This is a genomic window from Motilimonas pumila (assembly GCF_003596335.1).
In the GTDB taxonomy this organism is placed as follows: domain Bacteria; phylum Pseudomonadota; class Gammaproteobacteria; order Enterobacterales; family CBDFNC01; genus Motilimonas; species Motilimonas pumila.
In genome coordinates this window covers 1-14994 of the sequence record NZ_QZCH01000040.1, presented here as the reverse complement: position 1 = coordinate 14994, position 14994 = coordinate 1, and the positions used below count along the sequence as shown (strand labels likewise).

Here is a 14994-nt window from a genome sequence, read left to right as displayed (position 1 = left end):
ACGACTTTAGTCTATGCTTTATAAGTTATTGATATGTAAACAATATTTTTCCTGATGTGAATTTATATTCACAAGAAGTGAGGATATATGTAAAATATCATAGTTTTTTTATCTCTCTTAACCACATTTTGTTGGCTTTTAGACGGCTAAAATTGTAGGATAGCGAAGAATTTTGACCCCTTTGGTTAAGATTTAATTAAATAAGAATAATATTAGAAGTGATGTATATCCCATCCTTAACTAACCGCTGTATAGAGTCTAGATAAGACAAAACAACGGAGTTTTAATTTAGCGCGGTGAGCTTTTGTCACTTAGCGGATAAATTTTAGGAATTCACACCGAAATCCAAACGCAAGTTTGATAGAAGTAAGTAGGTGTAACAATTTCAATACAAAAAAGCTTGGGTAACAGCCACCTAGGTTGGCTTTTGCCTGTTTAATTGGAAGGACGTGTCTATGACAAATAGAATAGAGAGCGCACAAGGTCTATATGTGCCTGAAATGGAACATGATGCCTGTGGTATCGGATTCGTTGCTCATCTTAAAAATCGCAAATCACATGAAGTAATCACTCAAGCACTTGATATGCTAGCTCGTATGGAGCACCGTGGCGGTCAAGGTTGTGATCCATGTAGTGGTGACGGCGCAGGTATCTTACTGCAAAAGCCGCACGAATTTTTGGTAGAAAAAGCACAGAAAGAAGGTATTACCCTTCCTGCTTTTGACAAATACGGTACGGGTGTTGTCTTATTCCCACAAGACGAAAACCAACGTGAACAGTGTCGTGAAATCCTAGAGCGTAACGCCAAGCGTTTAGGCCTATCGGTTATCGGCTACCGTGTTCTGCCAACAGACAACTCTATGTTAGGCGCAGATCCTCTTAGCACCGAGCCACAGTTTGAACACGTTTTCATTACTGGCGGTGACGATTGTGACCCAGCAGTGCTAGAACGTAAGCTGTACGTGCTTCGTAACTATACTGTACGCATCTGTTTAGAATCAGTTTCTGGTATTGAAGATAACTTCTACATTAACTCATTCTCATACAAAACAATCGTATACAAAGGTCAGTTAACGACCGAGCAAGTACCTCAGTACTTCCTAGATTTACAAGACCCAAGCATGGTAACAGCCCTTGCTTTGGTTCACTCTCGTTTTTCAACGAATACTTTCCCAAGATGGCGTTTGGCGCAACCATTCCGTTACATCGCTCACAACGGTGAAATCAACACTGTTCGCGGTAACATTAACTGGATGAAAGCGCGTGAAGCAATCCTAGAATCGGATTTATTCACTCAAGAAGAAATCGAGATGTTATTGCCAATCTGTCAAGATGGCTCTTCAGATTCATCAAACTTCGACATGGCGTTAGAATTAATCGTATTGTCAGGTCGTAGCCTGCCACATGCATTGATGATGATGATTCCTGAAGCTTGGCAAGAAAACAAAAACATGGATCCTGCGCGTCGTGCTTTCTATCAGTATCACGCTAATATCATGGAACCATGGGATGGCCCAGCATCAGTCTGTTTCACCGACGGTGTACAAGTAGGTGCAACCCTTGACCGAAACGGTCTTCGTCCTTCTCGTTACACAGTAACGAAAGACGACTTCCTCGTCATGGCATCTGAGTCAGGTGTAGTAGAAATTAAACCTGAAAACGTTGAATACCGTGGCCGTTTACAGCCTGGTCGTATCTTCGTTGCTGACCTAGAACAAGGTCGCATCATCTCTGACGATGAAGTAAAAGACGGCATTGCTAACGCACAGCCATACCCGCAGTGGATTAAAGACAATCTGCTTGAGCTTGATACGTTGCCTGCGGCTTCAAACAAGCACGCACAACCAACAGACGAAGCCTTGTTACACAAGCAGCAAGCGTTTGGTCTAACGTCAGAAGAACTGAATGAAATCATTGTAACCATGGCGGGCACCGGCGGTGAACCTCTTGGCGCAATGGGTGCTGACTGGCCGTTAGCGGTACTGTCTCACCAATCACAGCATCTTTCTCATTACTTCAAGCAGTTATTTGCTCAGGTAACCAACCCGCCAATCGATCCGATTCGTGAGCGTATGGTTATGTCGCTTAAGACATACCTAGGTAAAGATCAGAACTTGCTTGCAGAAACGCCTGAGCATTGTCATAAAATTGAGCTTGAGTCGCCGGTTATCTCTAACGAGCAGTTAGAAAAAATTCGCGCGGTTGACCACAAGCACTTACAAGCTAAGACGTTAGATATTCTGTTCACTGCGAACGGTGAAGCGGGTTCACTAGAAAAAGCGATAAACAAAGTATGTCGTTACGCACAAGATGCAGTAGAAGAAGGGTACTCTATCATTATCTTGTCCGACCGCAACGCGAACTCGGACCACGCCGCGATCCCAGCAATGCTGATCACTGGCGCTGTGCACCACCACCTTATTCGCAACGGTCTTCGCGCCAAAGCTGACATCGTTGTTGAAACCGGTGACGCACGTGAAACGCATCACTTTGCAACCTTAATTGGTTACGGTGCTAACGCCATCAACCCTTACTTGATTCTAGAGACGATTGTTTCTCTGCAAGAGCGTAAGAAGCTTGATCCAACCGTTACCGCTGATTCTTTATTCGACAACCTGCGTAAAGCGGTTGATAAAGGTCTACTGAAGATCTTCTCGAAAATGGGTATTTCTACGGTTCAGTCTTACCACGGTGCGCAAATCTTTGAAGCACTTGGTGTAAGTAAAGCTGTGGTAGATAAGTACTTCACTGGCACAGTAACGCGTATTCAAGGTCTCTCGATTGACGATATCGCCAATGAAACCTTAGTACGTCACCGTTTTGCATACCCACTGCGTGATATTCCAGTGAAAATGCTAGACGTGGGTGGTGTTTACCAGTGGAAACAACGTGGTGAGAAGCACTTATTTAACCCAGAAACGATTTCTTTGTTGCAACAATCTACCCGTGACCGCGATTACGGTATGTTCCAACAATATGCTGACGCAGTGAACAAACAAGGTGACGACGCGGTAACGCTACGTAGCCAGTTCGTTTTCAACGCAGAAAAGACACAAGCTATTTCAATTGACGAAGTAGAGCCGGCAGCCAACATCCTTAAGCGTTTCGCAACGGGTGCGATGTCATTTGGTTCTATCTCACACGAAGCGCACTCTACCTTAGCGATTGCCATGAACCGTATCGGTGCTAAATCGAACTCAGGTGAGGGTGGTGAAGACCCAGTACGTTTTGAGCCAAAAGCGAATGGCGATTGGGAACGTTCTGCTATCAAACAGGTAGCATCAGGTCGTTTCGGTGTAACGTCTTACTACCTATCTAACTGTGATGAAATCCAGATCAAGATGGCGCAGGGTGCTAAGCCGGGTGAAGGTGGTCAGCTACCAGGTCACAAAGTAGATGACTGGATTGGTGCGACTCGTCACTCAACGCCAGGTGTAGGTCTAATTTCACCTCCGCCGCATCACGATATCTACTCAATCGAAGATTTAGCCCAGCTTATCTACGATCTGAAAAACGCTAACCGCAACGGCCGTGTTAACGTGAAACTGGTATCAGAAGCAGGTGTAGGTACTATCGCTTCAGGTGTTGCTAAAGCAAAAGCTGACGTGGTACTGATTGCCGGTTACGACGGTGGTACAGGTGCATCACCTATTTCATCTATCCGTCACACGGGTTTGCCGTGGGAACTGGGTCTAGCTGAAACACACCAAACGCTACTGAAAAATGGTTTACGTAACCGTATCGTAGTGCAAGCTGATGGCCAGATGAAAACGCCACGCGATTTAGCCATTGCGACGCTATTGGGTGCAGAAGAGTGGGGTGTTGCAACCGCAGCCTTGGTGGTTGAAGGTTGTATCATGATGCGTAAGTGTCACTTGAACACCTGTCCTGTGGGTATTGCTACGCAAAACAAAACATTGCGTGAGCGCTTTGACGGCCGTGTAGAAGACGTTGTGACGTTCTTTGAATACATGGTGCAAGGTCTGCGTGAAATCATGGCTGAACTAGGCTTCAAGAGCATTGAAGAAATGGTTGGCCAATCGCAAATCTTGAAAGTACGTGATGACGTAAGCCACTGGAAATACAAAAACCTTGATCTTAGCGTGGTTCTACACAAAGAATTTGCACGTGAAGAAGATGGCCTATACCGTCAACGCGCTCAAGACCACGGTCTTGAAAACGTACTTGACCGTAAACTGATTGAAGCAGCGCAGCCGGCACTTACCGAAGGTAAAGCTGTTAGCGCAGAATTTGACATCATCAACACAGACCGCTCGTGTGGTACTATGTTGTCGAACGAAATTTCTAAAGTTTACAAAGACAAAGGTCTACCTCAGCCAATGAACGTCAAGTTCAAGGGCAGCGCGGGTCAATCATTGGGTGCGTTCCTTGCTAAAGGTGTGACATTCGAAGTTGAAGGCGACGCGAACGATTACTGGGGTAAAGGTCTATCTGGCGGTACGCTGGTACTATACCCTGACGCTAAGTCTGACATTGTAGCTGAAGAAAACATCGTGGTAGGTAACGTGTGTTTCTACGGTGCAACGTCAGGTGAGTCTTACATCCGTGGTATGGCGGGTGAGCGTTTCTGTGTACGTAACTCTGGTGCGCGTGTTGTTGTTGAAGGTATCGGTGACCACGGTTGTGAATACATGACTGGCGGCATCGCGGTTATCCTAGGTAGCACAGGTCGTAACTTCGCCGCAGGTATGAGTGGCGGTGTCGCGTACGTATGGAACAAAGACGGCAGCTTTGAGTCAAAACTGAACGATGAGCTGGTTGACCTTGATCCATTGGAAGCTGAAGATATCGCATTACTAAAAGACATGATCACTAAGCAGAAGAATCTAACTGGTTCAGCGGTCGCTGAGCAGTTCTTAAGTGATTTTGATAACAACCTTAAGCAAGTTGTTAAAGTAATGCCAAGGGACTACAAAACCGTTTTACTACGTAGAAAAGCGGAAGCAGAGCAGAAAGAAGCGGAGGCCGTATAATGGGTAAGCCAACTGGATTTCTAGAGCATGGACGTGAACTGCCGGGTAAACTGCCGGTAGAAGAGCGCCTTCAAAATAACAAAGAATTTGTTAAAGACGAAGAGTTTGGTGACAAAATCAATACTCAAGCGTCACGCTGTATGGATTGTGGTGTACCGTTTTGTCATAACGGTTGTCCAATCGGCAACATTATTCCTGAATTCAATGACGCGGTTTACCGTGACAGCTGGGAAGAAGCTTGGAACATTCTGAGCTCAACCAATAACTTCCCTGAATTTACAGGTCGTGTGTGTCCGGCTCCTTGTGAAAGCTCTTGTGTATTGGGTATTAACCAAGACCCAATCACTATCTGTAACATCGAGAAAAACATCGTTGAGACCGCTTACGCGAAAGGCTACGCACAGCCTAAAATCCCAACGTCTCGTACAGGCAAGAAAATTGCCATCGTTGGTTCAGGCCCTGCGGGCCTGGCCGCTGCTGAGCAGCTAAACAGCGCAGGTCACACTGTGACTGTTTACGAGCGTGACGAGAAAGTAGGTGGTCTGTTACGTTTTGGTATTCCTGACTTCAAACTAAGCATGGAAGTGATTGATCGTAAGATTGACCTGATGCGTGAAGCAGGCGTACGTTTTGAAGTGAACGCCCATATTGGTGTAAGCGTTGATGCTAAAACATTGCGCGCTGAACACGATGTAGTATTGCTAACGGGTGGCTCTACGGTGCCACGTGATTTGCCAATCCCAGGTCGTGAGCTGAAAGGTGTACATTTCGCCATGGAATTCCTTGGTCAAAACAACCGCCGCGCTAACAACATGGATCTTAAAGCGGAAGAAATTCACGCAAAAGATGACCACGTTGTTGTTATCGGTGGTGGTGATACTGGCTCTGACTGTGTGGGTACTTCTAACCGTCACGGCGCTGCAAGCATCACGCAAGTTGAGATCATGCCAATTCCGCCAGAGAAGCGTACTGAGAACATGCCTTGGCCTTCTTACCCAATGATCCTAAAAACGACCACTTCTCATGAAGAAGGTGTGGATCGTAAATGGTCTATCTTGACCAAAGAGTTCATTGGCGACGACGAAGGTAACGTAAAAGAGCTGGTAATCGCTGACATCGAATGGGAAGAAGCGAAACCTGGCGAGCGCCCTGGCTTTAAAGAAATTGAAGGCTCTGTGCGTTCAATTCCTTGTACTAAAGCGTTTTTGGCAATGGGTTTCTTACACCCAGAGCCAACAGGTGTACTGGCCCAGCTTGAAATCGAATTGGATGATCGCGGTAACGTATCAACTAACGATTTCCAAACAAATCAACCTGGTGTATTCGCTGCAGGCGATATGCGCACAGGTCAGTCTTTGGTGGTACGTTGTATCAACGAAGGCCGTGAAAGTGCACGCGCAATTGATGCCTTCCTAATGGGCGGCTCAAACTTAGAAGCTAAAGCTGACTCACTGATGCTTTCTGCGTAAACAATAATACTTGAGTCAAACTTCCAATTTTGCCAGTCCGAAGGGACTGGCTTTTTTGTATCGTCATTTAATAAAAGCGTCTGATTGATAAGCTTTCATTCCCCCGTTTGCACCATTCTCGCCCATGACGTAAATACCCGCTTATGCCAAATCGGTTACTATTTTCTCAGTTTTGACTTAAACCACAGTAAACTCAGCACTCTAGATTGCGGCGCCAACTCTCAAACTAAGCAGTCACTCGGTTAACAAGCGACACGTTGGTTTAAGCAAATTGGCTTGAGTTAAAATAGCTGACCAAGTAACAAGCCTTTGAATTTAAAAGGGCATGAGAACGTATCAAGGCACACTGTAATCAGAACGCAATTTACTTGCGCTTTGTCCAGTTGTAAGAGGCATGTGGGTTCCACTGTCAAATTTTAAAATCCACAACAGGCTTTTATATATCGGTGTTTCAACGTAAATATGGAATGCAGAAGTGCAAGTTAAACTCGGGATGCCCGATGATCTGCTGGAGTAGCCTTGGAGGAAAAAGGCTGAAGTTCAACAGCCTGGATCTATGATTTACTCTTGGCAATATGCTAATTATTGACTAATGCGCGTATTTCTTCACAAAAGATGGCTAAGGCCCTTTGTTCTATCTCTCTGATCTTTGCTTGCTGTTGCTGCGGCAGCATTTCATAAGTACTCGCTGCGCCAAAATCACCAAAGATAATATGACCAGCCTCGTCATAAAGGGTGTTGTGGGCATATAAATCGCCGTGGCAAACCTTGTTATCGTGTAAATGATTAAACACACAGTGCATTTGCTGAATTATCTTCTCAGCAGCATCTTCTGAAATGACTTGCTCTTGGGCGTAGGTATCGCGTGTGCACGTTGCAAAGCTTGGCGGTAAACCTAAGTTATTAAAGTGACCGGGTATCAATTCCATTATCAATGCTAAATAATCCGGCTCATCTGCCAACGCTAACGAAGCAACTAAATTTGGGTGACGCCCGGCCTGTAAGCAAGCTTTTAACTCATCTTTTGGGTATCCGTCACTGGTCATCTCACCTTTAAATACTTTTACAGCAATGTCATCGGGCAAATTATCCGGCTTATTGATCCAATGACCACGGGAAATTACACCCGATGCACCTTGTCCAAGTTGTTCAGCTAAAGTGAAGTCTGTTGCGCGAATAACAGGCACCGTTGCTTTTGAAGCGTGAGTTCCGCCAAAAGGGTTCCCGGCAAAAGCAAACCAAGCCAATTTATCACACGCGAGTAACTGCTCGGGAAATGCGTTGAGCTTATTGGCTGATATTCTTAATAGTTCTAGGTTTTGTAACTTTGCCATAGACGCTGGCAAGCTCGTAAGTTGATTTCCTGCTAGGGCAAGCTTTTGTAATCTATGGCATTCGCCAAGGGATTCTGGCAGTTCACTTATTTGATTGTCGGTTAAAATTAACCACCGCAATTTTTTTGGCAAGGCCTCGCTAGGCACATGCTTAATCAGATTGCTTTTAAAACCAACCATTTCTAGCTCAGGTAATTGGCCTAAGACACGGGGTAACTTTTCAAATGGGTTATTTGATGCAAATAGAATTTTTAATTTTCGGCACTGGGCTAATTCTGGCGGCAATTCTCGCAACTCATTACCCGATAAATCAAGCAACTCTAAAGTGTCTGCAAGAGTGAGAATTTCCATCGGAAACTCGGTCAATGATTCTGAGAGTTTCAACTGGCTAGCGCCGCGTAACAGGCCTTGTTGTAACTGGGAAAGCGTCTGCAAAATATTGCCTAATTAATTCTAAAAAAGGGCGTAGTGTACTTCATTTGAGACTAAAAAGGGCGCAAAAAAAGCCTGCAATGGGCAGGCTTTGATGAAATACCGAGGTGGTTTACTGTAATACTTCTGAATCGGTAAAGAATTGAGACCAAATACCAAAGTGCACACCGTTATGGGTTGCAACTTGTTCGCCCGTATCAACACTCACTAACCTCACGACTTGACCGTCCGTTTGAATTTCAAGTTGTTCACCTTTCAGGTTAAACTGGTAGCCATTGTTAGTGCGTGCAAACTCCGGGTGGATCGCAACCTGTCCTTTACCATTGTCATAACCGAATATCTCAGTTTTAAACTCCATTCTGTTGTCTGCTAAATCTAAGGTTGGAAAAATAAAGCGCTCACCTTTGCTACGCTGCATTTTTAATGGCTCTTCAAACAAGTCGAGTAAAATGCCGTCAATAAAGCGATCCATTGCATAGATATACACTTCAGCATCGGGATAACGCACCTTCGCTTCTTGCCAGTCCATCATGGTGTTGGGATGCACCTTAGTGGCATGGTCAGTAAATTCAGATTGCATGGTAATTTGCTGTATAGCCGTACCATTATTAACATCTTTGAATATTAAATTGTTATGGGCTTGGCCCAATACTTGTAAGTCAGCTTCACCCATGCCGTAATCTGTTTCTATCACCATCGCCAGATTTGACAGACCGCAAAAAGTGACCGCGTAATTGGTATCATTACTTTCCCAACCTGCTACATGTGGCACTTGCACATGATAGCGGGGAAAAATTCGCACTTCGTTATTCAACTCCACCACATAGACGCGTTGATCATCTTCTGGAATATATTTATCTGCCTTATCAACAGGCATATATTGCGCGGTAAATTGTTCGGTAGGAAAGGCCGTTGGCATAGCATTCATCGACGCCCAAAAAGTGAAACACACGCCAATGGTAGAGAGCGCCATTAATTTGCGGTTCCACATGCCCCATTTTTCACTCAAAAACCACAGGCCCATCAATAACACAGACTGAATAGCAATAAAAATGCCAGCATAACGGTAATAGCCCAGCACCCAATCTCTCGGTACATTTAGCGATTGGCCAGGCTCGGTCATTAGAATTGCACAAAAGATAGCAACAAATGCCAACACCGCCGCGTATAAGTTAAATAGTATTTTTTTCATTTAGCACCTCTGTTGCCCTTAGTTGGTAAAATAATTATAGGTTTGGTCAAAAATAAATACATGCCTCAGAGGGTATGAGTGATATACCACGAGAGACATATGAATACAGTAAAGGGCAGGGGTGTGAATATAACAATCTGAAGTCATTGATTTATTTATTTCGACCATGATTATTTGTTAAAAGAAAAATCTCAGTGGGTTGAATATTTATGGAGATAATAATTTGATTTAAGCTTTATTCGGAATTAATCGCTTTTAACTGGGTAATTGTTAGACTAACGCTCGAATATTGCGCTGTGTAATTTTCATCCATCTTCATCTTTAAAAGGACTTTGTTATGCGTGCCTTCGTTGCTATTTCAGGCTTATTGTTGTCTTCTCAAGCGTTCGCTTGGAACGACGCCAGTCACGTCATCATTAATGAAATTGCTTATCAAAGTGTTAACGCATCTACCCAGCAAATATTAGACACTCAAGCCAGCGCTGCTTTGGCACATTTTTCTACCGAAGAGCTGCAAAAAATTAGAGAGAAATACCAAGGCGTCAGTGATTTCGCGTTGATTCCCCTGATCCCAGAGATGGAAAAGCTGACCAGTATCGGTGAAGTGTTTGAGCTTTATGCTGAGAATGTACCATCTTGGGCAGAGCTGTATAAGGAAGTCAGTTTAAACGATTGGCATGCCTTGACTCATTCGGTGAACGACGATGGTTGCGAATTACCTACACAAACCACCTTGCTTGATGGCATTAAAGAAATGCCTAATGTCTATCGCACCGCGCAATCCCCTGCAGAGCAAGGGTTGGCACTCGCGTATTTATCTCATTTAACCGCAGATTTACACCAACCATTAAACAACTTCACCAAAACTGAAGAGGTGAATGGCCAATGTGTGTCCGATAATAATGGTAAAGACTATTGCCTCGAAAATATTGATGCTAATCAGCAATGCCCAATTGATGCCAGTTTATATCATTATTGGAATAGTGGCATGAATACCATTAATGATGCCGATGATGTAAAACAATATGCGGATAAATTATTAATTCTTTTCCCCCAGTCACGCAGTCGCAACTTAGAATGGTCCCCGCAGTCTTGGTCTCAAGAGCACATAAAGTTGGCTGACTTTATATACAGCAGTTTGGAAAACAGCGCACCAAGTCCTGCATATAAAAGGCTTGGCCTGAGAATATCACAAAAGCGTATCGCCATAGCCGGTTATCGATTAGCAATAAAAATTGAAGAGCTTCAAGCTAAGAAATAACTAACCAATTGATTTAAAACCTTAAATAAATATAAACACGGTGTAGCTGTAACAATACTGTCATGCCTTTTTTGTATGTTTACAACAGGTAATCCTGCCTGAAATACGACGAAAAAGGTGTTAAAGTGAATCAAATTGCAGCTGTATTCTGGCAATTTTTACTATTAGGTTGTGTTAGTTTCGGTGGCCCCGCCGCACATATTGGATATTTTAAGCGCACCTTTGTTGATAAAAAGGCGTGGCTTGGGGACGAAGAGTACGCCCGATTAATTGCGTTAAGTCAGTTTTTGCCAGGTCCAGGCTCCAGCCAAGTTGGCTTTGCAATCGGCATGAAAAAAGCGGGTATCCTTGGTGGCATTGCCGCTTTTTTAGGTTTCACCTTGCCTTCATTTCTTATTTTATATGGCTTATCTGTCGCATCACTGAACACTGAGTCTCATTGGTTAGTTGGAATTATCCATGGTTTAAAATTACTCGCCGTGGTGGTGGTTGCAGATGCAACATTAGGTATGTTTCAAAATTTTTGCCAGCGAAAAAGCAGCCAACTCATTGCCGTTGTTACCGCTGTGGCGTTACTTGTTTTTCCGAGTTTATGGCTACAACTCTTACTTCTGGTGTTTGCCGCCGCGACAGGGATGATCATCAGTCAGAGTAAAACTGAATCAGCCCCGCTCAACCCACAATCCACAGACTTAAAACACAAGCATTTTTCAACCTTGCACGTATTAATACTGGTGTCTTTTGTCAGTGTTTTTGCATTAATGCCGTTATTGTATCAATGGCCACTAGGGACCATTTTTGCTGATTTTTATTACGCAGGTAGTTTTGTTTTTGGCGGTGGCCATGTTGTTCTGCCATTACTACAACAAATAGTGGCAGACAATTTATCCGCCGACAATTTTCTAACCGGTTATGCTGCAGCGCAAGCAGTACCTGGGCCAATGTTCACTTTGGCAACTTTCCTTGGCGCACAAATGAGTGAGCAAACTTTTTTATCTGCATTGACGGCAACCTTAGCCATATTTTTACCGGGCATTTTATTATTGATAGCTTTCTATCGAAGTTGGGAATCCTTAGCCAGTCAACCCAAAGTGGCGGGGGCGGCCGCGGGAATTAATGCCGCCGTGGTTGGCTTGTTAATAAGCGCATTATTTCAACCTGTGTTTGTATCAGCAGTATTGAGCGCGCAAGACTTTGCTTTGGCTCTATTGGGCTTTGCCATGTTACGCATGTTTAAGCCTCCTATCTTACTACTGGTTTTTGCCTTCGTTGTCGCCGGGGTTTGTTTACACTAAACAATACAAAGCGGTTTGATTTTGCTACTCACAGCTAAGGCAATATTATTCTGCCCATGTCATCAAACCTGAAGCCATGCGCAATATTCACAACGCGGGGTTGGTTGTTCCTGCTGCAGCGATAAGTGCGTATTGTTATCTCTGCATTTATCGCTGAAGGGCGATGCAAACCTTAACCGGCGTTGGCTGATTACTGCGCATCCGTGCGTTAAGTTTCGCGAAAAAGATAAACGCCTATGTAACTTAACACTCTCTTTGCTAGACCAACGTCTCTCACGGGTTTTTGTCAAAAGGTGTCTATCAAAAGGTTTTCATCAAAAAATTAGGGGCTTAAAAGTTATAGCCATGAGCAAAAAAATCAATGCCGAGTAGGGCGCATGCTCGGTTATGAAAACTGATCAGGTAGTTTTAAAATACTAACGCTTAGTCATTACCGCTGACATACTGGTGCTACTATTTTCCCGTTCCTGTAAGTGTGTATTGTTACACATAACTCCCTCAGATTTCACGTAGCGACGCGTAATGACCAATGTCACATTTTTTTACTGGGCGTTATTTTGGTGATGTTTGAGTGATATTTAGTCAAAAAAGCCGATTATTCGGACAATTTTTACTCGATAGCCATTGTTAGCCAGAATCAAAGATTTAAAAGTAGTGTTTAACACCTTAAACACCAGCATGTTTGCTTACTGAACGAGCTAATAAGCTTAGATGCTGGCGACCCCAAAACGACTTGTGTACATGTAAGCCGCTTAGCAATCTGAAAAATGTGCTGTTTGGCGAATTTTTCTCACTGATAAATACGCCAGCAAAAAAAGCACACAGTAGCTTACGGCGACCACCGCATAAAGCCGGCTTGAGATTAATTCAGAATATACATACACTCCAGACATGCCAAAAAGTCCTAAACCACCGCACAACCAATAATAACTTTCACGCTGCATGTTATGGGCGTAGCCGTCATCGGGTTTTGTTACGGCGAGGCTGTGACGACGTTTAAAATAATGGTGGCAATAATGACCGGTGTAACAAAAGAAGATAAAAAAGAGGAAAGGTTCAAATAGAGTAAGAAACACAGACTGGGACATAAAAGACTCTCATTAAATACATCTTCCATGATCGAAAAGATATTAAACTATCCAACACCGTCGTATTAGTCAAATCTAATATTTGTAAAAAACTTACCATTTCCCATAGTAATTAGCTCTGGCAGCAAGTTTTAAAATTGCCCAAGGTTTTAAAGCAGAAGATTTTGAATTGTTTTCGTAACTCGTTTGGTCACACGGGAATGGCAAACACACCAAGCCATTACATGCAGTTTATGAGTAAGTGGCCGAGCATCTTGAAACCGTAGGCAAAGCCAAAGGGGATCACGGTAAAATATACGGGTAGGGCGTAAGTTTATCATTTTTCGCTATAGTATTTTTCAACGTGGTCAGGAAGTACCTAAAACCATTATTTTTATTAGCTGCCGTGAATGAACTGACCGACATGATGCCACCTACGATAATAAATAGTTCTCTAACATGGTAGGAATAAATTTGAAGCTTATCTTGGGTACGTATCGAAAGATAAAGTTATAGTGATAAATATATTATTAGAAAAGTTTGAACGATTATCATGATCTATAAAGCATGATTTTTAAAAAAAGTATGCTTTAATGCCAACCATCAATGCATTGAGCAACGCAATGATGGAGGTCGTTAATAGACAATTTCCAGCAGTCTGTATTTTAATTTTCCACTTTCATTGCATCTTGAAATTATTTATTTGGAGGTATTAAATGAACAAGAGTTACTTCACATATCTTGGTGCGACACTAATACTTTCAATAGTTGACCTTAACAGTGGACTGACGCTAGCTGACACTGTGCTAATTGTTATCAACTAGGGCGTATTGGCCAGTTTCAAGCACTACTGAAGCTGGCTTTACCTACAAGTCACGCCTAACATTATGTTCATACTCATTATTTTTGCACTTCATTTTAAATTTTGAAAAGCTTTAATCGCTATGCTTTTATACGACTCAATAGCAATATTTGAGTTACTTAAAAAATGATTTTTATATCTCTTTTTGAGATAAATAATTCTATTTATAAAACTTGATGACTTATAGGTATATCAATTATGTAGCAGTGTTTGAAGGTGTCGAATATTTACTGTTAAATTTAACAATATTTTTTCTCGATAACTTTATTTCTCTTCAACTTTAAACTTAAGTTATAGCCTTGCATGATTGAAGTTAGCCAAAACCTTAATGTTAAAATTCATCTGTATTAAAACGCAATTTCACACTAAACAAAATAGGTACTTTATGAAAGCACAGCACAAAACAATCTGTATTGCCTTAATCGCTGCACTTGGCGTTTTATACGCAATCTCCAACGCCAATCAGTTAGATGGTGTTCGCTAATCCTAAGCTTTGATTCGAAGATTCGCTTATGACCAGTGCGCCTTGTTAAAGCTTACGAGTGGATCCACCTTTGAGAACATTGAGCTACTCACTAATTTTACGTATGTTGCACACGTTCAGCCCGTGAGCGTAAACCTAATGGCGGTGAAATTTACGGTGTAACAGATCAAAACATTGTAACCCTTCAAAAGCAGCGCAAAGACACATAGAAGCAGACCATTTCGTTATTCAATTTTCAGATGAAACTATTCAAGCAGTGTTGGCGTTCGTTAAACTGAGCGAGTAACACTGGAGCGAGAGAAACATCGCATGCGGTTATTGATCGCTCAGGCTATTACCAGAAAAAGGCGAACGGTCTCGAAGATGCGCCGAGTATTCGCCAACGAATTTGATTGCAGATACCGACACCGAGTTACGGCTAACTTTAAACTCAACCTTGAGAGTAAGGTTCTTAGTGCGCAGCGCCGCAGGGCAAGGGTTTAGGCCAGACGTCATTTGTTATAAATAAACCCTATTTAACATAATATACATAATGCGCAGTTATATATACCGACCCAGATAAACGGCGTTATATCACCAAATGGCGCTGAAAGTATCGTTTGTC

General features: G+C 43.0%; 8 protein-coding genes. 4 read left to right on the top strand and 4 right to left on the bottom strand.

All coding sequences use genetic code 11. The features are described 5' to 3' along the window. Nucleotides 1-455: 455 nt before the first annotated feature. Together gltB and D1Z90_RS18955 are read left to right on the top strand one after the other, a co-directional pair. Nucleotides 456-4994, top strand: coding sequence for a glutamate synthase large subunit (gltB, locus tag D1Z90_RS18960; protein ID WP_119912370.1), 4539 nt, complete (start codon nt 456-458; stop codon nt 4992-4994). After that, nucleotides 4994-6463 (top strand): glutamate synthase subunit beta, encoded by a 1470-nt coding sequence (locus tag D1Z90_RS18955; RefSeq protein ID WP_119912369.1) that lies wholly within the window; start codon nt 4994-4996, stop codon nt 6461-6463. The genes gltB and D1Z90_RS18955 overlap by 1 nt, the downstream gene beginning before the upstream one ends. Nucleotides 6464-7041: 578 nt before the next feature. On the opposite strand, the gene D1Z90_RS18950 is transcribed toward D1Z90_RS18955, so the two are convergent. Further along, nucleotides 7042-8232, bottom strand: a complete 1191-nt coding sequence (locus tag D1Z90_RS18950) for a leucine-rich repeat-containing protein kinase family protein (protein WP_119912368.1) — start codon at nt 8230-8232, stop codon at nt 7042-7044. A 109-nt stretch (nt 8233-8341) separates the two neighbouring features. Then, the gene (locus tag D1Z90_RS18945; RefSeq protein WP_119912367.1) at nt 8342-9421 is read right to left on the bottom strand and encodes a DUF3179 domain-containing (seleno)protein; all 1080 of its coding nucleotides are present in this window, start codon (nt 9419-9421) and stop codon (nt 8342-8344) included. 337 nt (nt 9422-9758) lie between these two features. Between D1Z90_RS18945 and D1Z90_RS18940 the strand changes: the two genes are divergently transcribed. Together D1Z90_RS18940 and chrA are read left to right on the top strand one after the other, a co-directional pair. After that, nucleotides 9759-10682, top strand: a complete 924-nt coding sequence (locus tag D1Z90_RS18940) for a S1/P1 nuclease (RefSeq protein WP_119912366.1) — start codon at nt 9759-9761, stop codon at nt 10680-10682. A gap of 134 nt (nt 10683-10816) precedes the next feature. Then, nucleotides 10817-11977 carry a chromate efflux transporter gene (gene chrA / locus D1Z90_RS18935; RefSeq protein WP_119912379.1) on the top strand — a complete coding sequence of 387 codons (1161 nt, stop codon included), beginning with the start codon at nt 10817-10819 and terminating at the stop codon, nt 11975-11977. Nucleotides 11978-12729: 752 nt separating this feature from the next. Here chrA and D1Z90_RS21205 read toward each other — a convergent pair. Together D1Z90_RS21205 and D1Z90_RS21200 are read right to left on the bottom strand one after the other, a co-directional pair. Next, nucleotides 12730-13065, bottom strand: a complete 336-nt coding sequence (locus D1Z90_RS21205; protein ID WP_147378797.1) for a hypothetical protein — start codon at nt 13063-13065, stop codon at nt 12730-12732. 1640 nt (nt 13066-14705) lie between these two features. Continuing rightward, nucleotides 14706-14885 (bottom strand): hypothetical protein, encoded by a 180-nt coding sequence (locus D1Z90_RS21200; RefSeq protein WP_147378796.1) that lies wholly within the window; start codon nt 14883-14885, stop codon nt 14706-14708. Nucleotides 14886-14994 lie beyond the last annotated feature (109 nt).